This window comes from Streptomyces sp. NPDC006283, from assembly GCF_040613325.1.
In the GTDB taxonomy this organism is placed as follows: domain Bacteria; phylum Actinomycetota; class Actinomycetes; order Streptomycetales; family Streptomycetaceae; genus Streptomyces.
Genome location: NZ_JBEXRZ010000039.1, coordinates 1 through 25386 on the forward strand (window position 1 = coordinate 1; position 25386 = coordinate 25386).

Annotated in this window: 25 protein-coding genes; 17 read left to right on the forward strand and 8 right to left on the reverse strand. The window is 71.4% G+C overall.

What is annotated here, in order from left to right; genetic code table 11:
- The 5 genes from ABZ070_RS11320 to ABZ070_RS11340 form a co-directional block, all read right to left on the reverse strand.
- Positions 1-771: hypothetical protein (locus ABZ070_RS11320; protein ID WP_356632353.1), on the reverse strand; the 771-nt coding region annotated here is incomplete at its 3' end.
- 87 nt (positions 772-858) lie between these two features.
- Complete coding sequence (locus ABZ070_RS11325) at positions 859-1830, reverse strand: NAD(P)-dependent oxidoreductase (RefSeq protein ID WP_356632355.1); 972 nt, start codon at positions 1828-1830, stop codon at positions 859-861.
- The gene (locus ABZ070_RS11330) at positions 1827-2465 is read right to left on the reverse strand and encodes a dTDP-4-dehydrorhamnose 3,5-epimerase family protein (protein WP_356632357.1); all 639 of its coding nucleotides are present in this window, start codon (positions 2463-2465) and stop codon (positions 1827-1829) included. The genes ABZ070_RS11325 and ABZ070_RS11330 overlap by 4 nt, the downstream gene beginning before the upstream one ends.
- Positions 2462-3718 (reverse strand): class I SAM-dependent methyltransferase, encoded by a 1257-nt coding sequence (locus tag ABZ070_RS11335; protein ID WP_356632359.1) that lies wholly within the window; start codon positions 3716-3718, stop codon positions 2462-2464. Before ABZ070_RS11335 ends, ABZ070_RS11330 begins: the two co-directional genes overlap by 4 nt.
- A gap of 154 nt (positions 3719-3872) precedes the next feature.
- Entirely contained in the window at positions 3873-4166 is a 294-nt protein-coding gene (locus ABZ070_RS11340; protein WP_356632361.1) for an antibiotic biosynthesis monooxygenase family protein, read from the reverse strand.
- A gap of 245 nt (positions 4167-4411) precedes the next feature.
- Here ABZ070_RS11340 and ABZ070_RS11345 point away from each other — a divergent pair, with 245 nt between their 5' ends.
- From ABZ070_RS11345 to ABZ070_RS11375, 7 genes are all read left to right on the forward strand, one after another.
- Complete coding sequence (locus tag ABZ070_RS11345; RefSeq protein WP_356632363.1) at positions 4412-5395, forward strand: ATP-binding cassette domain-containing protein; 984 nt, start codon at positions 4412-4414, stop codon at positions 5393-5395.
- On the forward strand, positions 5392-6246 hold the full coding sequence (locus tag ABZ070_RS11350; RefSeq protein ID WP_356632365.1) for an ABC transporter permease: 855 nt from the start codon (positions 5392-5394) through the stop codon (positions 6244-6246). The genes ABZ070_RS11345 and ABZ070_RS11350 overlap by 4 nt, the downstream gene beginning before the upstream one ends.
- Positions 6247-6317: 71 nt before the next feature.
- A complete protein-coding gene (locus ABZ070_RS11355; protein WP_356632367.1) occupies positions 6318-9149 on the forward strand; it encodes a DEAD/DEAH box helicase in 2832 nt (943 codons plus the stop codon).
- A complete protein-coding gene (locus tag ABZ070_RS11360) occupies positions 9149-10423 on the forward strand; it encodes a hypothetical protein (protein WP_356632369.1) in 1275 nt (424 codons plus the stop codon). The genes ABZ070_RS11355 and ABZ070_RS11360 overlap by 1 nt, the downstream gene beginning before the upstream one ends.
- A gap of 712 nt (positions 10424-11135) precedes the next feature.
- On the forward strand, positions 11136-11753 hold the full coding sequence (locus tag ABZ070_RS11365; RefSeq protein ID WP_356632371.1) for a DUF5819 family protein: 618 nt from the start codon (positions 11136-11138) through the stop codon (positions 11751-11753).
- Complete coding sequence (locus ABZ070_RS11370; protein ID WP_356632373.1) at positions 11750-12979, forward strand: HTTM domain-containing protein; 1230 nt, start codon at positions 11750-11752, stop codon at positions 12977-12979. Before ABZ070_RS11365 ends, ABZ070_RS11370 begins: the two co-directional genes overlap by 4 nt.
- A gap of 383 nt (positions 12980-13362) precedes the next feature.
- Entirely contained in the window at positions 13363-14265 is a 903-nt protein-coding gene (locus ABZ070_RS11375; protein WP_356632374.1) for a helix-turn-helix transcriptional regulator, read from the forward strand.
- A 654-nt stretch (positions 14266-14919) separates the two neighbouring features.
- Here ABZ070_RS11375 and ABZ070_RS11380 read toward each other — a convergent pair.
- Both ABZ070_RS11380 and ABZ070_RS11385 read right to left on the reverse strand, forming a co-directional pair.
- Positions 14920-15384, reverse strand: coding sequence for a hypothetical protein (locus ABZ070_RS11380; protein ID WP_356632376.1), 465 nt, complete (start codon positions 15382-15384; stop codon positions 14920-14922).
- A 309-nt stretch (positions 15385-15693) separates the two neighbouring features.
- Complete coding sequence (locus ABZ070_RS11385) at positions 15694-16380, reverse strand: 1,4-alpha-glucan branching protein (protein ID WP_356632378.1); 687 nt, start codon at positions 16378-16380, stop codon at positions 15694-15696.
- 258 nt (positions 16381-16638) lie between these two features.
- On the opposite strand from ABZ070_RS11385, the gene ABZ070_RS11390 reads away from it, so the two are divergent.
- The 10 genes from ABZ070_RS11390 (at position 16639) to ABZ070_RS11435 (ending at position 24434) form a co-directional block, all read left to right on the forward strand.
- A complete protein-coding gene (locus ABZ070_RS11390) occupies positions 16639-18162 on the forward strand; it encodes an AMP-binding protein (protein ID WP_356632380.1) in 1524 nt (507 codons plus the stop codon).
- A 1-nt stretch (position 18163) separates the two neighbouring features.
- A complete protein-coding gene (locus ABZ070_RS11395) occupies positions 18164-18439 on the forward strand; it encodes an acyl carrier protein (protein WP_356632382.1) in 276 nt (91 codons plus the stop codon).
- A gap of 2 nt (positions 18440-18441) precedes the next feature.
- Positions 18442-19482, forward strand: a complete 1041-nt coding sequence (locus ABZ070_RS11400; protein ID WP_356632384.1) for a hypothetical protein — start codon at positions 18442-18444, stop codon at positions 19480-19482.
- Positions 19475-20362 (forward strand): tryptophan synthase subunit alpha, encoded by an 888-nt coding sequence (trpA, locus tag ABZ070_RS11405; protein ID WP_356632386.1) that lies wholly within the window; start codon positions 19475-19477, stop codon positions 20360-20362. The genes ABZ070_RS11400 and trpA overlap by 8 nt, the downstream gene beginning before the upstream one ends.
- 40 nt (positions 20363-20402) lie before the next feature.
- Positions 20403-20777, forward strand: a complete 375-nt coding sequence (locus ABZ070_RS11410; RefSeq protein WP_356632391.1) for an ectoine synthase — start codon at positions 20403-20405, stop codon at positions 20775-20777.
- Positions 20777-21916, forward strand: coding sequence for an acyl-CoA dehydrogenase family protein (locus ABZ070_RS11415; RefSeq protein WP_356632393.1), 1140 nt, complete (start codon positions 20777-20779; stop codon positions 21914-21916). The genes ABZ070_RS11410 and ABZ070_RS11415 overlap by 1 nt, the downstream gene beginning before the upstream one ends.
- Before the next feature lie 24 nt (positions 21917-21940).
- Positions 21941-22633: a transglutaminase-like domain-containing protein gene (locus ABZ070_RS11420; protein ID WP_356632395.1), complete on the forward strand. Its 693-nt coding sequence runs from the start codon at positions 21941-21943 to the stop codon at positions 22631-22633.
- Positions 22633-23295 carry an N-(5'-phosphoribosyl)anthranilate isomerase gene (locus ABZ070_RS11425; protein WP_356632397.1) on the forward strand — a complete coding sequence of 221 codons (663 nt, stop codon included), beginning with the start codon at positions 22633-22635 and terminating at the stop codon, positions 23293-23295. The genes ABZ070_RS11420 and ABZ070_RS11425 overlap by 1 nt, the downstream gene beginning before the upstream one ends.
- 473 nt (positions 23296-23768) lie before the next feature.
- Positions 23769-24122 carry a hypothetical protein gene (locus tag ABZ070_RS11430; protein ID WP_356632399.1) on the forward strand — a complete coding sequence of 118 codons (354 nt, stop codon included), beginning with the start codon at positions 23769-23771 and terminating at the stop codon, positions 24120-24122.
- A gap of 30 nt (positions 24123-24152) precedes the next feature.
- The gene (locus tag ABZ070_RS11435; protein WP_356632401.1) at positions 24153-24434 is read left to right on the forward strand and encodes a hypothetical protein; all 282 of its coding nucleotides are present in this window, start codon (positions 24153-24155) and stop codon (positions 24432-24434) included.
- 100 nt (positions 24435-24534) lie between these two features.
- On the opposite strand, the gene ABZ070_RS11440 is transcribed toward ABZ070_RS11435, so the two are convergent.
- The gene (locus tag ABZ070_RS11440) at positions 24535-25113 is read right to left on the reverse strand and encodes a hypothetical protein (protein ID WP_356632403.1); all 579 of its coding nucleotides are present in this window, start codon (positions 25111-25113) and stop codon (positions 24535-24537) included.
- Between the last annotated feature and the right edge of the window lie 273 nt (positions 25114-25386).

Sequence of the window (25386 nt, forward strand, 5' to 3'; positions counted from 1 at the left end):
GCCCAGCGACTGCAAGAACTCCTCGCTCGACAGATCGCCCTCCACGGTGTGGATGCGCTGCTCACGCAGCGGCGCCTTGTCGAACACGTCGACACCGTAGATGACCGCACGCGGGAAGAAACGCTTCCACATGCGCAGCGACCCGCCACCGGAGGCGGGATTGCCGTAGCCGCCGATGCCGAGCTCCAGAATCTTCAGCGGCCTGTCCCGCAGCGGCCCGAAATGCCGGTCGTAGTGCGGGGTGTAGAAGTGCAGCCCCCACTTGTCGGAACCGTTGCGCAGCGACAGCTCGCCCAGATCCTCGTGCCGGCCGGTGGTACCGCGCACCAGCCGTCGCACGACCGGGAAGACATGCATGGTGCCGCCGAGGCGCTCCACGTTCTCCAGGTCGTGCCACACGATCCGCAGCGTCTGCGCCTCCGTGCCGCGCCACGGCCCCAGCACCGAACGCAGCAGCTCGGCCAGGTCCGACTCGATGGTGGCGTGCGGCGCCGTTGCCCGGCCCGCGTCGTGTTCGGCGCTCTTGCCGACCCGCACGACGTGATGCACGGTGCCGCCGTCGAAGGCCAGCGCGAGCTGGACCTCGACCGCGGCCGTGCCCGGCCCGGGGATCTCGTGCAGATCGGCCCGGTTCACCAGTTCGTCGGCGAGCATCGCCGCGGTGCGCTCGGCGCCGACCGCGCGGATCGCGGCGTCGACCTGCTCGGTGCCGCCCTCGGCGGCGAGGATCAGCTTCAGGATGTCGTCGTGTGCCCGTTGAATCGTCGTCACACCGCCGAAGCATCCCGGCTGCTGCTGGAGCCGCGCTGGACACCTTCTCGCGCGCGCCGCCGGGCGGGGGCCGGGGGAGGCGAAGCGTCAGGCCGCCGCCCAGCTCGCCCGAGCCGCCGTTTCCGCCATGGCCCGCATCGACTCCGCCGGTCCCCGGCGTGCCCGCCACCCCAGCACCGCCCGCGCCCGGGAGGCGTCCAAACAGGTCCAGTCGGTGCCCGTCGACGCACCCTGCGCCGCCACCTCGCCCGTCCGCAGGACGAGCGCCGACACGGGCAGCGCGCAGGCCTCGGCGAGCGCCAGGACGAGGGTGTCGATGCTCCGGGCGGTGCCGCTGCCGATGTTGAACAGCCGCTGATCCGGCGGAAGACGCCCGGCGAACGCCGCCCGTACGACCGCGTCCGCCGCATCGCGCACGTCCACGTAGTCGCGCCGGGCGCCGCCCGCGACGGTCAGCTCGATACGCTCACCCGGCGACACCGCCGCCGCGGTGAACCGGCCCGCCAGCGAGCCCAGGAAGCTGCCCGGCGCCGGATACGGGCCGATCGTGTTCGCCATCCGCAGCACCACCGCGTCGATGCCCGCCGCGCCCAGGACCATCCTGGACGCGGCCAGCTTCTCCCGCGCGTACTGCGTGCCCGGCGCCGGCTCCGTCCGCTCGGTCACCGGCGTGCCCCGCGGCACCGGACCGTATTCGTGGACCGTGCCGAGCTGCACCAGACGTGGGCGGCGGGCCGCCGGCAGCAGCCGCAGCGCGCCGATCAGCCGCTCCACCAACTCCACGTTCACCCGGTGCGCCTCCTCGCCCCAGCCGAGCGTCGCGTTCACCACGACGTCGACCGCCTCCGCCGCCACGAACTCCGCCAACTGCTCGGGCGAGCAGCCCGCGACGTCCAGGGGCACGAACCGGTGCGCGCCGATGTGCGGGGCGTAGCGGCGGGCCACGGCGACCACCTCGCTGCCGCCGGCCGCGAAGGCGGCACACAGGTGCCGCCCCACACAGCCGGTCGCGCCCAGGACCGCCACCCGCCCGCCCGACGGCACGGCCCGGCCGGTCACCGGCGTGCGGCAGCCGCGGCCGCCAGGCAGTCCTCGTAGCGCGGCAGCATGCCGCCCGCCCGCGCCTCGGCCAGAGCGACCGCCTCCGTGTCGCGCCGCGACAGCGTGAACGACATGTCCTTGGGCCAGGGCAGGCCGAGCTCCGGGTCGAGCGGGTCGACGGCCTGCTCCAGGTCCGCCCGGTAGGGGGTGGACACCAGGTACGACATCACCGTGTCGTCCTCCAGGGCCAAGAACGCGTGCCCCACCCCGTCGGGGAGGTACACCGCGCGGAACGACTCGGTGTCCATCTCCACGGTGTCCCACGCCCCGAACGTCGGAGAGCCGAGACGGATGTCGACGACCACGTCCATGGCCCGGCCGCGCGCGCAGTGCACGTATTTGGCCTGCCCGGGCGGCGTCGTGGTGAAGTGCACCCCGCGCATCACACCGCGGGCCGAGCGGCTGTGGTTGGTCTGCGCCACCGTGAACGGGTGGCCCACCGCGGCGAGGAACGCCTCCTCCTGCAGCGGGGACACGAACAGCCCCCGCTCGTCGCGGTGCACGCGCGGCGTGAACTCGAAGGCGCCGGCGACCGCCAGCTCCCGCACCGTGGCCGTGGACGTCTCAAAGGTGCGCACCGTGCTGCTCGTCATCGCGCTGCGCCCACCACGTCGAGCACGGGCAGCGGGAAGACCAGCGTGCCGCCGCCGGCCACATAGTCGCGCTCCCGCTCGACGAAACCGTCGCGGTAGATCCACGGCAGGACCAGCAGCTGGTCGGGGCGGCGCGACTTGGCCTCCTCCTGGGAGACGATCGGGATGTGCGTGCCGGGGGTGAACGCGCCGTGCTTCTCCGGGTTCACCTCGCCGATGACCGGCAGGTCCTTCTCGCTCAGCCCGCAGTACTGCAGGATCACGTTGCCCTTCGTCGACGCGCCGTATCCGAGCGTCAGCTTCCCCGCCCGCCGTGAATCGTCGAGGAAGGCCACCAGCTCCTCACGGAAACGCACGGTCCGCGCGGCGAACGCCTCGTAGGGGGCCGCGGTGTCCAGCGCCAGCGACGTCTCGTGCGCACGCACCCGGGCCAGCGACGCCTCGTCCACCGCGACGGGCGCGTCCCGCCGGGCCAGCACGGCGCACAGACTGCCGCCGTACACGTCGTTCAGCTCCGCCCGCACAACCTTCAGCCCCACCCGCTCGGCCATCCACTCGATCTGGCCCAGCGCGTAGTACTCCAGGTGCTCGTGGCACACCACGTCGTACGCGGTGGCCTCGAGCATCGCCGGCATGTAGCTCTGCTCCATCAGCCAGACACCGTCGTCGGCGAGGATGTCGTGCACGTCCTGCATGAACTCCATGGGACGCGGCAGGTCGTAGAACATCGCGACCGAGGTGACGACCTTGGCGCGGCGGCTGCCGAACCGCTCGGCGAACACCTTCTGCGAGAAGTACTCGGTGATCAGCTCCGCATCCTCGGGATACAGGTGCCGGAACTTGCCGCCGGTCGGGTCGATGCCCACCAGCTGCGGGCGCAGCGCCGGATCCGTGGGGTAACCGCGCAGCAGGGTCGAGTCGTTGCTGCCGATGTCGACGACGATGTCGCCGGGCCGCACCTCGACCGTCCTCAGGAGGGAGGCGACCTTGTCCTGCAGGTGGCGGATCATGAACTCGCCCAGCCCGGAACGGTAGCCGTAGTGGTCCCCGTACATCAGGTCGAAGTCGGCCGTGTGCAGCAGCTGCACCAGCCCGCACCCCTCCGGCTGCGAGCACTTGACCAGCTCCAGCGGAACCGACGCCACCGTCTCCTCCCGGTTCTTCGGGAAGACACCGGTCAGGGCCTGGGAGCCCAGATCCAGCACCGGCAGCAGCGCACGGTTGCCACAGATACGGCACGCGTCGATCTTCATGTTCTCTGTCCTCCTGAGGGGAACTGCCTTCGCAAGCGGCGCCCCATGCTGGCCGACGGCCCTCGAGGGCCGGTCGACGAACCGTCCGGCCCGGCACCAGGCCCGCACCCGGCCCGCACCGCGGCCGTGCCGCGGCTCGGACGGCCCCGGCCGCTCAGCGCGCGACCCGCTCCAGCAGCGGCACGTACAGGTTCGGGTCGCTGCTGCTGAGCGTGCGCAGCCTGGTGCGGTGCACGGCGAACTCGGGGCGGGCCAGCGCGGCACGGAAGGACTCCTCGTCCTTCCAGTCGGCGATGTTCACGTACAGGTGCGGCTCCTCGACGTGCTGCAGCAGCCGGTGGTTCAAGAACCCGGGCTGGGCGGCGAAGAACGCCGACGTCTCGTCGAAGGCCGCCTCGAACTCCTCGGCGGGGCCGGTGACGTTGAACCGGTTGATGAAAGTGATCACAGTCTTCTCCGCAGTCCGGGTCCGTGTCCGTGCTCGTGTGCACGCCACGGTCCCGCCCACCGCTAGAGCAGCCGTCGAACCACCCCGCCCGCCCCGCGTCCGCGCCCGGGCCTTCGAGCGGTCCCCGAACACTCCTCGGCCCGATGCCGAGCGGACGTCGACCGGTGCACGACCGGCGCTCCGCCCGCGCTCCGGCGCGCTTTGGGACCCTCGGCCGGATACCCGCTACCCGTAAGGAAGCCGACGTGGATCCGACCAGCCCGGCAGTCCTCGCCGAAGGACTGCGCAAACGCTACGGCGACCGTGACGCCCTCGACGGATTCGACCTGCGCGTGCCCGCCGGCACCGTCCACGGCCTGCTGGGCCCCAACGGTGCGGGCAAGACCACCTCGGTCGGCATCCTGTCGACCCTGCTGAAGGCCGACGGCGGACACGCCGAGGTGGCCGGCTACGACGTCGCCCGGCAGGCAGCGGACGTGCGGGCGAGCATCGGCCTCGTCGGCCAGTACGCCGCCGTGGACGAGGTCCTCAGCGGACGGCAGAACCTCGTCATGTTCGGCCGCCTGCACCACCTGTCCCCGGCCGCCGCCCGCCGCCGCGCCGACGAACTGCTCGAGCACTTCCGCCTCGCCGACACCGGCAAGAAGCCGCTGAAGGAGTACTCGGGAGGCATGCGCCGCCGCCTGGACCTCGCGGCCAGCATGGTGCTCGCCCCGCCGGTGCTGTTCCTGGACGAGCCGACCACCGGCCTCGACCCGCGCAGCCGCGGCGAGGTGTGGGAGGCGGTCCGCAGCCTCGTCGAGGTCGGCACCACCGTGCTGCTGACCACCCAGTACCTGGAGGAGGCCGACCAGCTCGCCCACTCCGTCTCCGTCATCGACTCCGGCAAGGTCATCGCCGAGGGCACGCCCGACGAGCTCAAGAGCCGCATCGGCGGCGACCGCATCGACGTCGTCGTGCGCCGCGCCGACCAACTGCCCGCCGCCGCGGCCGCGCTGGCGCGCGTGGGCGCCGGCGAGCCGGACACCGACCCCGACACCCGCCGCGTCAGCGCACCCGTCACGGACCGCGCCGCCGCGCTCGCCGAGATCGTCCGCGCCCTGGACGCGGCCGGCGTGGCCGCCGAGGACATCGCGCTGCGCCGCCCCACCCTCGACGAGGTGTTCCTGCACCTGACCGGCACCGGCACGGACGCGCCGGCGGCCGGCCGAGAGGCGGTGGCGGCATGAGCATCACCGCACCCCGCCCGCTGGGCCAGGGCCTCGCCCCGGTCATCGCGCGCACCCCGCTCGCCCGGCTGCGCTGGGCGGTCGCCGACGGCTGGACCGTCACCCTGCGCGGCCTGACCCACTGGGTACGCGAACCGGGCACCCTCATCGGGTCGTTGGCCTTCCCCGTCATGATGGTGCTGATGTTCGGGTACTTCTTCGGCGGCGCCATGCAGGTGCCCGGCGGCGGAAACTACCGCGAGTTCCTGGTGCCCGGCATGTTCGTCATGACGATGGTCTTCGGCATGGGCGAGACGGTCACCGCCGTCGCCGCCGACAAGAACCGGGGCGTCACCTCCCGCTTCCGCACCATGCCCATGGCCCCCTCCGCCGTGGTCGTCGGACGCGCCGTGACCGACATGCTCTCCTCCCTGCTGGCCCTGGCCGTCCTGTTCGCCACCGGCCTCGCCATCGGCTGGGACGCACACGGCACCCTCGGCGAAACCACCCTCGCCGTGGGCCTGTTGCTGCTGCTGCGCTTCGCCCTGGTGTGGGCGGGCATCTACCTCGGACTGCTGATGAAGGGCCCCGAGGGCATCACCATGGTGCAGACCCTGGAGTTCCCGATCGGCTTCCTCACCAGCGCGTTCGTCGCACCGTCGACGATGCCGGGCTGGCTGGGCACGATCGCCGAGTGGAATCCGTTGTCCTCCACGGTGCTCGCGGTGCGGGAACTGTTCGGCAACCCGGGCTTCGGCGGAGACTCCTGGATCGCGCAGCACGCGCTGCTGATGGCCGTGGTGTGGCCCGTCATCCTGTGCGCGATCTTCTTCCCTTTGTCGGTGCGCCGCTTCCGCAACCTGACAAGCTGATCACCGACGTCACGACGAACCCGCAGCACCAACGACGAGACACAAGAGAACAGCAAGAGAGAGCAGGACGCATGGTGTGGTTGGCGCCTGAGCAGGCCGGACTGCTGGCGCAGTGCGCGGTGGTCTTCGAGGCGGGGGACCCGGCGCGCACGGGCCGCCTCGTCTTCTGGAACCCGGACGGCGCCCCGCCGCCTCACGAGGCGGCGGGGGAGGCCGGCGAGGCGGGCGAGGTCACTCTCGTCGTCCCGCACGACGGCGGCGTCGCCCTGCGCACCCTGCCCGCCGTGCGCCTGCCCCTCGCCGCAGCGCTCCCGGCCCTGATCGAGGCACGCCGCCGCTACGGCCACGACGGCGCCGGCGTGCACCGGGCCGCCGCGTTCTGGGGGGCAGCCGCCGCCCTCGGACTGCACCTGGCCGCCCGGGAACGGCTGCTGCCCGGCGTGTCCGCCGGCGGCTACGACACCTGGCGCGCCGGGCCGCTCGACTCCGAGGACGTCCTGCGGCTGCGCGAGCTCGCCCGGGCCGCCCCCGGCGAGGCCGTCGCCGCCCCAGGCAGCGACACGACCGGCCTGCTGCGCGCCTTCCTCGACGCCGTCGCCGACACGCTGCCGCGCACCGCCGCCGCCCCGGCCGCCACCGGGCGGGCCGCGTTCTCCGCCACCGCACCCCAGCACGTGCCGCAACTGCGCGCCTGGGCCGAGGAGATCTCCGCCGGACTCGACTCCGGCGTACGGGTGTCCCTGCACGTCGACCTCGCCGACACCGCCGACGGACCGCCCGCCCTGCACCTCGTCCCGCGCGCCCACAGCCTCGCCGACCCCACCCTCGCGCTGGACGCGGGCGAACTGTTCGCCAGCGCCGACCACGCGCTGGGCCCGCGCGCCCAGAGCGACACCGTCCTCGCCCTGCGCCGGGCCGCCGGCGTGTGGGAGCCGCTGGAGCGACTGCTGCCCGTACCGTCCGCCCTGGCGCTGACCGACCGGGAGACGACCGACCTGATCGGCACCGGCGCGGCCCGCCTGCGCGCCCACGGCATCGACGTCCACTGGCCCGAAGGCGCCGCCCGGTCCCTGACCGCCCGCGCGATCGTCGGCGCCGACCGTGTCCCGCCCGCCGACCTGCGTTCCTTCCTCGGCGGCGACGGCACCGTCGACCTGCGCTGGCAGCTCGCCCTCGACGGCGAGCCGCTCACCGAGGACGAGACGGCCCACGTCGCCGACGCGGGCCGCCCCGTCGTCCACCTCCGCGGCCGCTGGACCCTCGTCGGCGCCGACCTCGCCCGCAAGGCCCGCGAACGCGACCTCGGACCGCTGACCGCCATCGAAGCCCTCGCCGTCGCCCTCACCGGCCACACCCGCATCGGCACCGAACAGGTCCCGGTCGCCCCCAGCGACTGGCTGCTGGCCCTGCGCGCCCGCCTCGCCGACCCCGACGGCGGAACCGAACCCCTGCACCAGCCCGAAGCGCTGGCCGCGACCCTGCGCGACTACCAACTGCGCGGCCTGCGCTGGCTCGAACGCATGACCTCCCTCGGCCTCGGCGGCTGCCTCGCCGACGACATGGGCCTGGGCAAGACCATCCAGCTCATCGCCCTCCACCTGCTGCGCCAGGAACACGACGACACCCGCGGCCCGACCCTCGTCGTGTGCCCCGCCTCCCTGCTGGGTAACTGGCAGCGCGAGATCGGCAGATTCGCCCCCGGCACACCCGTGCGCCGCTACCACGGCACCGGCCGCACCCTCGAGGGCGCCGACGACGGCTTCGTCCTGACCACCTACGGCACCATGCGCCTGGACGCCGAACACCTGGGCGCCCACCGATGGAGCATGGTCGTCGCCGACGAGGCCCAGCACGTCAAGAACCCGCTCTCCGGCACCGCCAAGGCCCTGCGCCTGATCCCCGCCGACGCGAAGATCGCCCTGACCGGCACCCCCGTGGAGAACAGCCTCTCCGAACTGTGGGCCGTCCTGGACTGGACCACCCCCGGACTGCTCGGCACCCACGGCCACTTCCGCCGCCGCTGGATCGCCCCCATCGACGCCGAACGCGCCGACGCCGCCGGCGAGCACCCCACCGCCCGCCGCCTGGCCGGCCTGGTGAAGCCGTTCCTGCTGCGCCGCCGCAAGTCCGACCCGGGCATCGCACCCGAACTGCCGCCCAAGACCGAGACCGACCGGCCCGTCGCCCTCACCGCCGAACAGTCCACCCTCTACCGCAAACACGTCGACGACGTCATGGCCCAGATCCGCGCCAGCCAGGGCATCGCCCGCAGCGGCCTGGTCCTCAAACTCCTCACCGGCCTGAAGCAGATCTGCAACCACCCCGCCCACTTCCTGAAGGAAGACGCCCAGGGGCCGGGCACCACGGCCTTGTCCGGCCGCTCCGGGAAGCTCGAACTCCTCGACGAACTCCTCGACACCATCACCGCCGAGGGCGGCGCGGCACTGGTGTTCACCCAGTACGTCGCCATGGCCAAACTCCTCGAGCGGCACCTGCGCACCCGCGGCATCGGCGCCCAGCTGCTGCACGGCGGCACCCCCGTGCCCCGCCGCGAGGAACTCGTCCAACGCTTCCAGGACGGCGACATCCCCGTCTTCCTGCTGTCGCTGAAGGCCGCCGGCACCGGACTCAACCTCACCCGCGCCGACCACGTCGTCCACTACGACCGCTGGTGGAACCCGGCCGTGGAGGCCCAGGCCACCGACCGCGCCTACCGCATCGGCCAGACCAGAACCGTCCAGGTCCACAAGATGATCGCCGAAGGCACCATCGAGGACCGTATCGCCGCCCTCCTCGAGTCCAAGAAGGAACTCGCGGACGCCGTCCTCGGCTCCGGCGAACAGGCCCTGACGGAACTGACCAACGACGAGCTGGCCAACCTGGTCGAACTGAGGAGCATCTGATGCGTGATCCCGAGGCGAGCGGCGCCCGCGGCTTTCCCGCCTTCCCGGCCCGCAAGGGCGGCCGCGCCCGCGGCCAGTCGTTCTGGGCCGCCCAGTGGACCCAGGCCGTCGAGGACACCTGGCCGGAGGAGGAGCCTCTGAAGAAGGGCCGCGCCTTCTCCCGCACCGGCCGCATCGGCCCCATCACCGTCAGCGCCGGCCGCGTCGCCGCCGAGGTCTACGGCGGCGACGCCGCCCACACCACCACCCTCACCCTCAAGGCCTGGGACGACGACGAGTGGGACCTCTTGTGGGAGAGGACCGCCGACCGGCCCGCGGAGACCGAGGCGCTGCTCGAGGGCGAACTGCCCGAGGACCTCCTCGAAGCGGTCGAGGACGCCCGCCTGCGGCTGCTGCCCGGATACGGCGACCTGGACGCGGACTGCGACTGCGACGCGCTCGACCACCCCTGCCCGCACGCCACGGCACTGAGCTACCAGCTGTCCTGGCTCCTCGACGAAGACCCCTGGCTGCTGCTCCTGATCCGCGGCCGGGACACCGCACAGGCCCTCGACGAACTGAAGTCGGTCCTGCTGCTGCGGGCGATGACCGCCACGGACGACGACAACGACATCGACGCGGACTCCGACGAGCCCGAGACGCAGGACCAGGAACCCCAGGAGACCTACGAGAGCAACCGCGAGGCCTACACCCGCCCCGCCGTCGCGCTGCCCGCCCTCCCACCGCTGCCCGAACCGCCGGCCTCCGGCGGCGAACCGGTCACCGGCATCGAGGCCGACCCACTGGAACGGCTCGTCGCCGACGCCGCCGTGCGCGCGCGTGAACTGCTCGCCCACATCGCCGGGTTCGGCGAGGCACCGGCCCCGCCGCTCGACGAGTGGCACGACACGGTCCGCATCGCCGCCACCCACCCCGACCCGCGCGTCCCGGCCCGGCTGCGCGAGGCCTGCACCCGCCCCGACGACCTGGACCGCGCCGCCGAGGCCTGGCGCACCGGCGGCCCGGCCGGCCTGGAGGTCCTCGAACACCCCTGGACCCCCTCCGAACAGGACACCGCCCGCGCCCGCACCGCCCTCGCCGCCGGCTGGGACGACGACCTGCCACCCCTGGCGGTGGACGGCAACCACTGGACCCTGACCGGCCGCGGCCTCCAGCTCCGCCAGGGCCGCGACGGCCGCTGGTACCCCTACCGCGACCGCTCCGGCATCTGGTGGCCCGCCGGCCCCCCGGACACCGACCCGGCCGTCGCCCTCACCGAACTCCTGGGGGCATGACGATCCCCGACGTCATGCGGAAGCGGTGGCCTCGCTCCGGGCAGCGCTGAACGCCCTGCCGGAAGCGGTACGCACCGGGTGGCCGGTGCCCGCCCGGTCCTGAGGGGGCCGCCGCCGGACCGCACGGCCTCGTCGTCACCGGCTGCGAGATCCCGGAGCTCTCCGTGATGCTCCCAACTCGGCGGCAGAGCCCGCCGCCGAGTTGAACATCACTGAGAACACAGTAAATTCGTATTTGGACTGCCTGCGCAGAAGGAGTAGATCTCACCGAAGGGAAGATCTGGCCCAGCTCGCGCGGTGCTACGGCTCGACCGGCAACCGACTCGATCGAGAAGTCCCGGAGGCAGTTCCCTGCGAGCCGGTCCGGTGCACGAAGGACCGGTCATTCTTCCGGGTACGCCAAGGGCATGGAGTCGCGTCGTACAACGGCCGCGCGCCAGCGCGCCCACGTGCAGTTTCACGTCACCGAATCGACGGTGGCGACCACGAATCGTGCACGGCTTCCCCATCAGGGTCACTCGATATTTCTCGCGAGGATGATCATGAAGAAGCAGATATGGCAGAGCGTCGGACCGGGAACGCCATGCGACCGCCCGATGTGAGGACCACGGGCGAGGCACCACCGGACCACTGGACGCCCACCGGACAAGCTCCGGAAGACGCGGCTCAGCCCGAAGGATCGCCGGCGGACCATGCCGGCGGACCGAGCGGGATGTCAGGCCTCTCACCGGTGTCGCTCATCGTCATCACACTCTCGGTGGTGGGTGTCCTGATCGCGGTCGCCGTGCACTCGGCGATGCTCTTCCTCAATTCCGCCCCCTCCAATTCGCTCTCCCGACAGCACGTCGTCGGCATCGGCAAGTACATCAACCCCGAATTCACACAGAACTGGCAGCTCTTCGCCCCCGACCCGATGTCGACCAACATCCACGTGCAGGCGCGCGTGAAGGTCATGCGGCCCAACGGGGAACCGTTCACCACCGGATGGGTCGACCTGACCGCGCTGGACGAGGCGTGGATCAAACACAATCCTCTCCCCAGCCAAACGCAACAGAACCAACTCCGCTCCGCATGGGACGGTTTCGTCTCCACGCTCGATGACAAGGGCCGCCCGACGGGCCTGTACGGAGAACTGATGCAGCAGTACCTGTTGCGGATCGCTGCCCATCGTTTCGGACCGTACGTCAGCGGTGGAACCGTCCAGGCCATACAGCTGCGCTCGGCCAGCACGCCCATCGCGGCGCCTCCGTGGAGCGATCAGTACGTCAACACCCAGACCGGCTATCTGGTCGAGCCGTGGTGGACCGTCAAGGGGGAGGACTTCCTGTGACCGACTACTCTCCGGCGACCTCCGGCCGTGAATCCGCACGGCCCCCTCGTGCCAGCCTGTGGGACCGCATCGGCGCCGCAGGCCGGCAGGGCGTCGTGCGTATCACCAGCGGTCCCGTCGCGCCCTACCAGGCGGCCGTCATCCGGATCGGCTTCTCGCTCACCTGGCTCGCCCTGCTGCTGCGTGAGTGGGTGCACCGCCACGAGCTCTACGGGCCCGGCAGCCCGTGGAGCTGGGACATGGCCCGGGAATGGAATGCCTCGAACGGTGGCTTCAGCGTGCTCATGTGGCACGACGGCCGGCTGTGGTTCGAGATCGTCTACCTGGCGGCGATCGCCGCGGCGGTGATGATGCTCGTCGGCTGGCGGACCCGTACCGCCTCGCTGCTGTTCATGCTCGGTGTGCTGGCGATCCAGAACCGGAACTCCTTCGTGGGCAACGGCGGCGACAACGTCCTCCACATCATGGCGATCTACCTGGTGTTCGCCCGCTGCGGCCGGGTCTGGTCCCTGGACGCCCGGCGCTCCGCGGACAGCCGCGACGACGGCCGGGACGTGGTCGAGATCGCCCTGTGGGCCTTCTTCACCGCCGTGCTCGTCCTGGTCACCGCACTGGGCCAACTGAGCACGGGCTGGGCGTTGCTGCTCTGGGGCTTCGTCCTCGCGCAGCTGGCCTGGTGGGCGGTGCGGCGCTACGCCCCCGGGGAACCGCGCACCGTGATGGAGATGGTCGGCAACGTGGTGCACGCCGGTGCGCTGCTCACGGTCGCGATCCAAGTGTGCCTGATCTACGCGGTCTCCGGCTGGTACAAGATCCAGGGGCTCCAATGGCAGGACGGCACGGCGATGCACTACATCCTGCACCTCGACAACGTCACGCCGTGGCCCGCGCTGTCCCACGCCCTCGCGAGCAGCAGCCTGATCGTCCTGCTGATGACCTACGGCACGGTGATCGCCGAAGTCGCCTTCCCCTTCATGCTTTTCAACAGCCGTGCGCGGACCGTGATGGTCGCGATCATGATGTTCATGCACGTGGGTATCGGGGTTCTGCTCGGCCTGCCGTTCTTCGCACTGGCGATGATCACGGCGGATGCGTTCTTCCTGCCGACCGCTGTACTGCACTGGCTGGTCGACCGCGTGAAACACGCCGTGCAGTGGACGCGGGGCCTGAGACCCGTACAGCTGATAACCGAGAAACAGACCGAGCCCGTCCACCGCCGCGTGTGAGCAACCGCGACCTCGGCGACGTCGCCGCCGAGGGCAGGGCAGCGCCACCGACGGCGGGGGACCGGCAGCAGCCCCCACGACTGCCGTCGTGGGGGCTGCCCTGCGCCCATGCGACACCCTCAGCGCCGGCGACGAGCCAGTCGCCCGGAATCAGGTCACACAGGCGGCAGTTGCCGGTCTTGCTCAGGCACGCCCAGCCGACGATCCGGCCGCTACTGAACCCCGGGGCGCAGCACGCTCGCCCGGCAAATCCCGCTGGGAACGGGTCGAATGCCGCCTCCGGAGGGAGCCTCCGTGGCAAGGCACGCATCAGGAAACCGACTATCCTATGAGTAGGGGTCTTCGGTAATAACCATCCGCACCAGTCGCAGAGGGAACGACGGATGAATTACGACCAACGGCGAGCGGAGCTCGCAGACTTCCTGAAAACGCGCCGGCTGGCCCTTCAGCCGGAAGAGGTCGGCCTTCCGCCACGAACTTCGCGGAGAACGCCCGGCCTGCGCCGGGAAGACGTCGCCGACCTGGCGGGCATCAGCTCATCGTGGTACTCCTGGCTCGAACAGGCTCGGAACATCAGGGTCTCCGACCACGTCCTCAACTCACTGGCCGTGGCCCTTCGCCTCAACGCCGAAGAGCGCGACTACCTTCTGGCCCTGGCGAACGAGGATGCGCGTTCCAGCGCGAACATACCCGCGGATGGTGTACCTCCCGCGCTCCAGCGCATCCTGGACAGCCAGCTTCCGCATCCGGCATTCGCCCTCGGCCCCCGGTTCAATATTCTCGCCTGGAACCAGGCAAGAACCGATGTCTACGGCGACCTTGCCCAAATGCCCCCGGAGCAACGCCATTTGCTGTGGCTCTTCTTCGGCGATCACATGCGCGAACTGATTCAGAACTGGGAGCCGAGCGCCCGCTCGGTACTGGCCGAGTTCCGCGCGGCAACCGGACTCTACGTCCACGAATCGTGGTTCACCACGCTGGTCGGCGAACTGAGCCAGAACAGCGAGGACTTCCGCACATGGTGGCGGCAGCATGAAATCGAAAGGCATCGCGTCACCACCCGGGAGGTTAAGCATCCCTTCGTCGGTCGCATGATGCTCGAGGAGACCGTGCTCGTGGTCGACGACCGCTCAGGCCGACGGGTCATTCTGGAGATCCCCCAACCGGGCACCGGCACCGAGAACAAGCTGATGGCGCTTTCCCTGCGGTACCACCGCGTGCAGGCTCCGACCTTGCCGCTCGTCGGGACCGGGCTCGATGGGACAGCGGGAAAGAACAACCACTGACGGACGTGCAAGGTAACCGTCCGGTCGGCTGTCAGCTGTCAGCTGTCAGCTGTCAGCTGTCAGCTGGGAGCGTCGAGCAATTCGTGCCCACGCGCGGCGCTGAGAGGCCGTTTCCAGCTTGTGCGGGTAAAGATTGGTGGGACCTCCTCGCCAGGCCGCCAGGCGGCCGGCGAGGAGGTTCTGTGCGCCATGTCTGTGCGCCCTGTCCCCATCAGATCCGACAGGCGGGCCTCCCCGGCAGCGCTCATGTCCCCCAATGAGTGGGGACACATGCTGGAGTGGTGAACCACGTTTCCTGGACTTATAATTCCGTGGCCGCTGAGATGAAGTACGCAGCTCTCGACAGCCGTTGGTGGTCATCGAGCGCCGTTATCGCTGTCGACGGCTATTGCGGACGGTTGTTGCCGATGACCTCTACTCCTATGATAGTCGGTTTCTTGATGCGTGTTGTGCCGCGTGTGATCCTGCTGCTGCGGCGTTCGACCGTTACGTGGTGCTGACAAAGGGCGCCGGTAATGAAGAACGACTGTCTTTCGTTTGGTGGTCGAAGGGAGAAAGGTTATGCGTGGCAAGCGGTACCTCATCCGGCTCACCCCAGCGCTCATCGCTGCTCTGGCGTTCCCGGCGGGTTTCGTCGGGGAAACGTACGGTGCTTCACCCCCAGCTGCTGTGGTGGCAGCGGCCCCTGAGAAGGCATCCACGGCCACGACCTCCGACCCGATGCAGCCTTGTCCGCCACGGCGGCAGCAGCAGCAACAGCAGCAACAGCAGCAGGGTGGCCGCCAGGGTCGGCAGCAGCAGCAGCAGCAGCAACAGCAACAGCAGCAGCAGCAGCAACAGCAACAACAGCAGCAGCAGCAGCAGCAGCAACAACAACAACAACAACAACAGCAGCAACAGCAGCAACAGCAGCAACAGCAACAGCAACAGCAGCAGGGTGGCCGCCAGGGTCAGCAGCAGCAGCAGCAGCAGCAGCAGCAGCAACAGCAGCAGCAGCAACAGCAACAGCAACAGCAACAGCAACAGCAGCAGCAGCAGCAGCAACAGCAACAACAACAGCAGCAGCAACAGCAACAGCAACAGCAACAGCAACAGCAGCAACAGCAGCAGCAGCAGCAAGGCTGAGCCGCCTAGGGCATGGTGTGAAAGTGCTGGTCACAGCCACTCGTCGAGGACTGCGACCAGCACGGCCGCCTCGTAGCGGGCGGCAGACATGTCGTTACTCATGGCGATCGCGCTGTGGCGCTTGAGTTGATTGATGCCGCATTCGACCCCAGGGCGCTCGCGGTAGTCGGTCTCGTCGAACTTCGGCGGCCGGCCACCGCGAGCGTCGAGCTTTGGCCGATGACGGACGCGGTCCGCAGGAAAACGGGAATCGCTGCCTGTCGCAGCCCTGCCGGGCCGGCCGCGACCGGCCTGCCGGCCCGTTCAGCGCGGCGTGTCCCGCAGGACGGCGAACGAGCCCCGGTTCTCGGTGCCGTCCGGCGAGCGCCAGCCGGCCGTGAGGTGGCCGCGGGCCTCGGCCGTACCGGCCTGGGGCTGCGGGTCCGGTCGCAGGACGCGCGTGACCGTGAGCGTCACCGCGCCCGCCGGCTCCATGCCTCGCGCGGTGGTTTCCACGACGACGTCGGTGCCGTGCCTCCCGTCGGCGACGACCGCCGACCTGACCGTGGTCGAGAAGCCGGGACCGGTGAAGCGAGAGGTGACGGACGGGTCGGGGGTGTCGGTGACGCTCTGGGCCTGTGGCTCGGCGCGGCCCTGGAGGCAGGCGAGCAACTCGGCGACGAGGACCGGGTCGTGCGTCCCGTCGTACAGCCACCGCTTGCCCAGCACTCCGTGCTCGGACGTGCCGATCAGCGCTTCGTCGGCTCCGTCGAGCGGTGCGCCGCGGTAGGTGAGCGGTATGTGATACGCCACCGGGCGATCGCCGGACGTGTCCGTGACGACCATGAACTCGATGCCCACCTCGCCCTGCGGGTCGTCCAGCCGGAAACCGCCGGCCTTGGTCAGTGCCGGCTCACGCGTCGAGCCGCGGTACCACGACTGCGAGGGAAGCCAGGCCGCGAGAAGCTCCAGCTTGCCGGGCGTCATGGTGGTGTTGTGGATGACAGCCATGCCCCGTCAACTTCCCCCGTGACCCTGCTGTTCCCGCACCGGGCGGCGGCGCCCCGGGTCTCAACCGTCAGGGGTGGCCCGCGGCCGGGTGCACCCGCTCGCCAGGACAGGCCCGTACCCGTCCACGGCCGCGAGTGACCCTGCGGGACGCCCGCGTGTCCCTCATGCCCCACGGCTCCGGCGATCCTCCAGCGCGCGAAACCACCATCGAGGCCGACAGGTTTTCGCCAGTGCGAGGAGCGGGAGGGGGCGCGGCCCATGAGTGGCGGCACGCTCGTCGAGGGAATCCGGGATCAGGCGCGCCGCGCACCGCAGGCGGCGGCGCTCGTGTGGCACGGCGACGAGATCAGCTACGGCGCCCTGTGGCGGCGCGCCGAGCGGGAGAGGGCCCGCGTCGCGGACACGCCCGGCCGGGGGCCCGTCGGCGTCCCGGCCGTCAAGTCGCCCGACACGATCGCCGTGGTCCTCGCCTGCCTGCTGGAGCGCCGCCCGGTGCTGCTGCCGTCGGCGACGCTCGGCAAGGACGTGACGGAGCAGCTGTACGAGCAGGCCGGTGCCGTCCCCCTGCCCGACAAGCCGGACGACCGGCCTGCTGCCACGGCGTACGGCAAGACGTACGACACGGCCGACGACACGCCGGACGTCACCCCCGTCGGCCGGAGCGACACGCCGGCCCCCGACCCCGCCGCGCCCGCGCTGCTGCTGACCACCTCCGGGTCGACCGGGCTGCCCAAGATCGTGCCCATCTCCACCGGCGCGATCGACCGGTTCAGCGCCTGGGCCGCCGGCGCGTTCGGGATCGTGCCCGGCACGAACGTCCTCAACTACGCGCCGCTCAACTTCGACCTGTGTCTGCTCGACGTGTGGACCACCCTCGCCCACGGCGGACGTGTCGTCCTCGTCGACCCCGACCAGGCCATGAGCGGCCGGCATCTGCTGGAGACGCTGGACCGCCACGACATCCACGTCGTCCAGGCCGTGCCCATGTTCCACCGCCTGGTCACCGACGCCGCCCGCGAACAGGGCATCACCGCCCTGCCCGCCGTGCGCCACGCGATGACGACCGGCGACGCCCTGCCCGGGCCGGTCCTGGCCGAACTGCCGGCCCTGTTCCCGAACGCGCGGCTGCACAACATCTACGGCTGCACCGAAACCAACGACAGCTTCGTACACGAGATCACTGACGCGCAGGCCGAATCCGGCGCGCCGCTGCCGCTGGGCCGTCCGCTGCCCGGCGCCGACGCGCTCGTCGTCACCGACGGCGGCGAAGTCCTGGAAGGCCCCGGCAGCGGCGAGTTGTGGGTCACCACACCGTTCCAGACCGACGGCTACCTCGGCGCGGCCGCCGCCCGGCCCGTGTTCGTGCCCCACCCCACCGGCGCCGACAACCGGCGCTGGTACCGCACCGGCGACCTGGTGCACCGCAGCACCGACGGCGTCCTGACCCTCGCCGGCCGCACCGACTTCCAGGTCAAGGTCCGCGGCGTGCGCATCAACGTCCAGGAGGTCGAGCACGTCCTGCTCGCCCACCCCGACGTCAGTGAGGCCGCCGTCCTGGCCCTGCCCGACCCGGTGGCCGGCCGGCTGCTGCACGCCGTGGCGCGCCGCACCCCGGGCAGCACGCTCAACAGCCTGACACTGCGCGGATATCTGGCACGCGGCCTGCCGAGAGCCGCCATTCCCTCGGCGCTGCGCTTCACCGACGAGCCGCTGCCCAGGACCTCCACCGGCAAGGTCGACCGCGACCGTGTCGTGAAGGACCACTTCACCAAGGAGAACTGACATGCCCCACGCCCAGGCTCAGGCCCAGGCCATCAAGGAGTTCCTCGTCGAGGAGTTCCTGCCCGACACGCCCGCACAGGAACTGGACGACCACCACGACCTGCTGGAGGGCGGCGTCATCGACAGCCTCGGCCTGCTCAAGGTGATCGCCTGGCTGGAGGACCGCTACGGCATCAACACCGACAACGTGGACCTGGACCCGGAGTCCTTCCACTCCGTCGCGGCCATCGAGGCGTTCGTCGCCGAGGCCACCCGCGCCCGGGCGGAGGCCGCGTAGTCATGCACGACGCCGTCGCCGCCCTGATCGCCCAGGACCGGCCCGTCGAAGCGCCCCAGTGGCACTCGTTCTGGGACCGGCTGGGCGACGGCGCGCTGCGCCGGGGCGAGAGCGTGGCGCTGCTCGCGTCCCTGTCCACGCAGATGCCCGGCCGCGCCACCCTGACCGCGCTGCTCGACTCGCTCGCCGAACGCCGCCCCGAACAGGGCGCCGGACGCCCCCATTTCGACGGCGTCGTCAACATCGTCGGCACCGGCGGCGGCCCGAGCACCCTCAACATCTCCACCGCCGCAGCTCTGACCGCCGCCGCGATGGGCACCCGCGTCGTCAAGACCGGCTCCCGCGCCTACACCTCCCGGCTCGGCTCCCTCGACCTCCTCGAACGCCTGGGCATCGAGACGACGTCGTCCTACGAGCAGACCCACGACATGCTCGAGCGGTGCGGTATCGCGTTCGCCGGCCCGTTCGTCTACCCGGCCGAACTGGGCCTGCTCGCCCGCAGCGTGCTGCCGCTCGACATCCGCCGGCTGGGCCGTTTCGTCAACGCCGTCGGCCCGTTCCTCGCCGACATGCCGGTGGCCGCCCAGCTCACCGGCATCTCCGATCCCCGGCTCGTCACCGGTCTGCGGCACGCCGCCGAGCACACCGCCCGCCGCACCGGCCGGTCCGTGTGGCTCGCCACCAACGACACCGGCGCCGACGAACTGATCGGCTTCACCACCAACCTGGTGCGCACCTACGAGGGCGGCGGCGAGGACGAGTTCACCCTCGCGGGCGCCGCACTCGGCCTGCGCCCCGGCGCCCTCTCGGACCTACGGCCGGGCGACGACCCCGTCCAGGACGTCCTGGATCTGCTCGCCGGCCGCGGCCGGCCGGCCGCCGAGGACGCCGTCTGCCTCAACGCGGCGGCCCTCGCCGTCGCCGGCCGTCTCACCGGCGACTGGCACCAGGCCCTGCGCGGCGCCCGCGCGGTGGTGACCGACGGCTCGGCCCTCGCCCTGGTCGACCGGCTGCGACGCGCCACGGAGGTGGCCCATGTCTGACCCCCGCCCCGCCCCCGGCACCGGCGACCCCCGCCCCGCCCCCGGCACCGGCGACCGCCGCCCCGCCCCCGGCGGCCCGGGCCCCGACGCCGACGGCTTCTTCACCCGCGTACGGCCCGGCCGGCCCGGCCTGGCCCTGTTCCTCAACGCCGGTGACCCGCCGCTGGAGCGGCTGCCCGACCTGGCCGCCCTGCTCGACGAGAGCGACGTCGACTGCCTCGAACTGGCCGTCCCGTTCCCCGGCTCCGTCACCGACGGGCCCGTCATCCGCGCCTCCGCCGACCGGGCACTGGCCGCCGGCACCGACCTGCCCGCCGTCCTCGCCACAGTCGCCCGCATCCGCCCCGGCCTGAAAAACCTGCGCATCGCGCTGCTCGCCGACTTCAGCCACACCGTCAAGGGCACCGCCCCCGGCGACTTCGCCGCCGCCGTGCGCGACGCGGGCTGCGACGGGCTGCTGCTGCACGGCGTGCCGCCCAGGCTACGAGGCGCCCACTACGAGGCCGCGCACACCGCAGGGCTGCCGCTGGTCACCACCTGCTACGCCGTCTCCAAACCCGACGCCGTCGCAGAGGCCGCCGCACACGCCTCCGCCTACCTGTACCTGGTCGCCCACTACGGCCGCAGCGGCACCGCCGCCGCCCTCGACCGCGACCGGCTCGCCCGCTCCATCGCCGACCTGCACGCCACCGCCTCCGTGCCCGTCGCCGTCGGCTTCGGCGTCAAGTCCCGCGCCGACATCGCGCTGTTGGAGGAGCTCGGCGCCGATGCCGCCGTCGTCGGCAGCGTCGGCGTGGCCCGCATCGCAGACGCCCTGGCCCAGGGCCGCGACCCCGTCGAGGAGTTCGGCTCCTTCGTGAGGGAGCTGCGCGGCCGGTGAACGACCGGAGCGAACACCACCGTTCGAAGGGAGAACCAGCATGATCGTCCGCAAGCTCGACGAGGTCACCTGTGTCGACTGGGGCAACGGCCTCAGCCGCAGATTCCTCACCCAGGCCGACGGTGTCGGCTACACCGTCACCGACACCATCGTCCGGGCGGGCACCAAGTCCCGCCTGGAGTACCGCAACCACCTCGAGAGCTGCTACTGCATCGAGGGCAGCGGAGAGGTGATCGACAGCGACGGCGTCGCCCACCCCATCACCCCCGGCACCCTGTACGCCCTCGACCGGCACGACGCCCACTGGCTGGTGGCGAGCCCGCACGAGGACCTGCGGCTGGTGTGCATGTTCACGCCCGCGCTGCGCGGCGACGAGAGCCACAACCTCGACTCGCCCGAGTTCTCCCACTACTGATGATCGACGTCACGAAGGACCAGCAGGCCCTGCGCGACGGCCTCGCGCCCCTGCTCGCCGACCTCGACGCAGGGCACATCGAACGGGACGCGGCGGCCGAGTTCCCACGCGACGCGTGGCGGCGGCTGGCCGCCGCGGGCCTGTTCGGGCTGCCCTTCGACGAACAGTACGGCGGCCTCGGCCAGTCCCTGACGACCACCATGTACGTCCTGGAGGGCCTGGGGGAGGGCTGCCGCGACGCCGGACTGAACTTCTCCGCCTGCACCCACCTGGTCTCCGTCGGCGTACCGTTGCACCGCTTCGGCTCCGAGGCGCTCAAGGAGCGCTTCCTGCCCGGCGTCTGCACCGGCGAACTGATCGGCGCGCACGCCATCAGCGAACCCGACAGCGGTTCCGACGCGCTGGCGATGCGCACCCGCGCGGTACGCGACGGCGACGCCTACGTCCTGAACGGAAGCAAGGCGTTCGTCAGCAACGGACCCGTCGCCGACGTGTTCACCGTCTACGCCCGCACGAGCGACCGCCCCGGGCCGCTGAGCATCACCGCCTTCCTCGTCGACGCCGACACCCCGGGCCTGACCCGCGGCCGGCCACTGGCCAAGATGGGGCTGCGCACCTCCCCGCTGTGCGAACTGTTCCTCGACGACTGCCGCGTCCCGGCGGACCGGGTGATCGGCCGGCCCGGCGGCGGGTTCCTCGTCCTGGACCACGTGATGCGCTGGGAGATCCTGTGCTCCTTCGTCATCAACGCGGGCGAGATGAAAAGCCGCCTGGACGCCTGCGTCCAATACGCCACCACCCGCACCCAGTTCGGCCAGGCCATCGGCTCCTACCAGGCCGTCTCCCACAAAATCGTCGACATGGCCACCGACGTGGAGACCTCCCGCCGCTGGCTGTACGAGACCGCCCGTCGGATGAGTGCCGGCGAGAACGTCACCCGCGACATCGCCATGACCAAACTCGTCACCAGCGAGGCCAACGTCGCCTCCGCCCTCGCCGCCGTGCAGATCTTCGGCGGCAACGGCTACATGGCCGAGTACGGCATCGAGAGCCAGCTGCGCAACGCCGTCGCCGGAACGATCTACTCGGGCACCTCGGAGACCCAGCGCAACCGCATCGCCGCACTCCTCGGCCTGTGACCCGCCCGACCATTGGAAGCTGCCTTGACGACGACCTCCCTGAGCACCGGTGCCCTCGCGGCCACCGAATTCCTCGACCACACCAGCGACCAGGTGCGCGCCTTCGTCGCCGACGCGCTGCCGCCCGGCGCCACCACCCCCACCGAACAGGCCGTCGCCCTCTACTACGCCGTCCGCGACCAGGTCCGCTACGAGGTCTACGGCGCCGACCTGACCCGCGAAGGACTGCGCGCCTCCGCCGTCGCCGCCACCGGCTCGGGCATGTGCCTGCACAAGTCGGTCCTCTACGCGGCCGGCCTGCGCTCCCTGGGCATCCCCGCCCGGCTCGTGCTCACCGACGTACGCAACCACCTCGCCTCCGACAAACTCGTCAGCCTGCTGGGCGGCGACGTGTTCCACCAGCACTGCCTGACCTCGCTGCGCCTCGAGGGCCAATGGGTGCGGGCCACACCGGTGTTCAACAAGACCCTGTGCAGGCTGTACCGGATGGCGCCGCTCGACTTCGACGGCACCACCGACAGCGTGCACCACCCCTTCGATTTGAAGGGCCGCCGCCAGATGGAGTTCCTGCGCTTCCACGGCGAGTTCGACGACCTTCCCTACGAAGCCGTCCTCGCCGACCTGCGGGCCGCACACCCCGGCCTGTTCCGAGGCGGCGACGACCGCTTCGCCGCCGGCTCCCTGGTACGCGACGCCGACCGGACGGCGGCCGCCTGATGCTCGTCAAGTTCTGCGGCGCCACCACCACCGCGGAGGTCGACGCCGTCGCCGCCTCCGGCGCCGACCTGATCGGCCTGTGGCACCAGGTGCCGGGCGGCCACGCCGACCTGACCCTCGACCAGCTCGCCGCGCTGTCGGCCCGGGCCCTGAGCGCGGGCCTGGCGCCGGTCCTGGTCACCTTCTCCGCCGACTCCGAGCAACTGGCGGCGGCCGTGCACGCGGCCGACGTTCCCTGGGTCCAACTGCACGGCTTCCAGCCCCCCGGCGTGCTGCGCGCCCTGCGCGCGAAATGCCCCGACGGCCTGAAGATCGCCAAAGTGCTGCACGTACGCGACGACACCTGCCTGGAAGGCCGGCTCACCGCCGCCTACGAGCGGGCCGGGGCCGACTGCTTCCTGTTCGACGCCGTCACAGGCGACGGCCGCGTCGGATCCACCGCCCAGCGCCTCGACGACACCACCGTCACGAAGCTGGCGGACGCCACCGGCCTGCCGTTCCTCCTCGCCGGCGGCCTCGGCCCCGACAACCACGGCGACTTCCCCGCCACCACGGCCCATCCCCGCTTCCACGGCATCGACGTCGACTCCGCCGCCCGCGGCGACGACGGCCTGCTCAACGCGCCCCGCGCGACGGCCGTCACCCGCGCCTGGCGCCCCTGAACCGCCGGCCACCCGGCGGCCCACGGGCCTGCCGCCCGGCCTCCTCACTGTCGCGCACGCGCGAAGACCGACCGTCGTCCCGCCCCGGACCGGCCCGACCCGCTCGCGCGCTTCCCCCTCCGCTGCGGCCCCACCCCGCGGAAGCGGACCGGACCGTCTGCTCCGGCGCGGCATCACGGCGAACCCGGGGCGGCAGCCCCTCCAGTGGCAGCGTCAGCCCCCCGGGGTCATGGTGGGGGGTGCGAAGGCCTTGGTACCGGCGAGACACCGGCCGGTCCGAGGGGCGGACTCCTTGCAGACAGGGGCCAGGACTCGAGACAGCGTCTCCGCTGCGAGCAGGCCGTTGAGCCGTCCCCGGTCCGCCGTCCTGAGCCTTCGGCCGGTCCGCCACCCCTGCCACTTCACCGGTGCCCCGCGCCCGGCACGGACCGCGCAGGAACGCCGTCGTCTGCCACGGCCACGGGAGGTCGACCATGCACACGATCAGGACGGGACTGGCGGCAGGCCTGATGGGTCTCGCCGCGCTGGGCCTCTCGGCCCCGGCAACGACCGCCGCCGAGAGCGTGACGGTGGCGCCCACCACGGTCTGCGGAACGGACAGCGCCTCCGGACTCACGGTGTCGGCCGACCGGGCCGAGACGTGTGCCACCGCGCTGCAGGTGGCGGGCGCCTACACCCAGGTCTGGCACAGCACAGGGGGCGCAGCCACGACCGTCCACGCGCAGGGAGCCACGTGGAGCTGTCAGGAGCTCCAGGGCGACCCCAACCCCTATCAGGCATGCGTCAACACACGTGACAGCGGTCAGCGGGTCACACTCACGTCCTGACCCTTCCCTATCCACACCTGGAGGTCTCGCATGGTGTCCATTCGTCTGCCGGCGGTCGCGGCCGGTACCGCGGTGATCCTGGCGCTCTCCTCAGCGGCCTACGCCGCGCCCCTCCCCACGCAAGACGCCTGCGCCGTAGCGCTGGCGGCCGCCGAGAGGGCGGAAAGCGACTACGACGCGCTGATGAAGGACCTCCGGGACCGCATCGCGCAAGGCGGGAACCCGGACGCCTCCGAGTTGCAAGCGCTCGCGGACGCCGAAGCGCAGCGCAACGCCATAGCCTCCCAGGCCCAGCGAATCTGCGGCCCCTGACCGAGCCCCCTCGGGCAGGCCCGACACCACACACGCGAGCGCCCCGTGCCGGTTCACCTCCGGCTCCGGGGCGCTGCAACGCGTGAGGTTCTGCAAGCTGTCAGGCCCGCCCGCCGCGCGGCGTGGTGCGGCGGCCGCGCGCGGTGCGGCCCCACGGCTTGTAGACGGAGACCACCGCGGCGACCGTCAGCAGCGCGAACAGCACCGGCACGCTCCACAGCAGGAAGTCCGCCGGCCAGCCCGGCTTCGGCGGCGCGCCGCCCGCCTTCGCGGTGTTCTCGGTGGCCTGCATGACGATCGGGTGGATCACGAACCACGCGAAGATCGTCATGAACAGCGTGATCACCCACTTGACGACGATCCACCAGTGCAGCAGCAGGCCCCACTTGGTACCGCACGACAGCAGGATGCCGGACAGCGCGGCGGTGATGCTGAACACCGTGACGCAGGTGTCGTCGAAGACATACATCGCGTAGTAGACGCCCTTGGCGACCGCGGCGTCCTCGGTGGTGTAGCCCATCACGGCCAGCACCGCCATCGCCAGGGACAGACCGACCCAGCCCACGGAGGTGACGACGTGGATGGCGAGCGTCAACTTGCGTGCTCTGCGGGAGAGTTCGAACTTCTTCTTGGTCCTGCCCCGCTTGGTGGGGGACTGGCCTACTGCGGTGGCGGACAAGGCGGCGACCTTTCGTGGGGGACGAAGGGGGGACGAGGGGGAGTGGGGCGGCCCGGTGGGCCGGGGCCCGCACGAAGGCTCCGCAGCCGCCGGGACAGGTCCGGCGCGCGCACGGACGCATGCAGGCGAGGCCCTCCGCCGGCAGCATCCCCGCCGCCGCTCGAGAACGACTCGAGCGCCCTCCCGCCCGCCTCCCGCCTCCGGACACGTTCCAGCCAGTCTCCAAGGGCCCTCCAGCCGGTCTGTTCAGCCTTGCACCACCAAGGTCCGAGG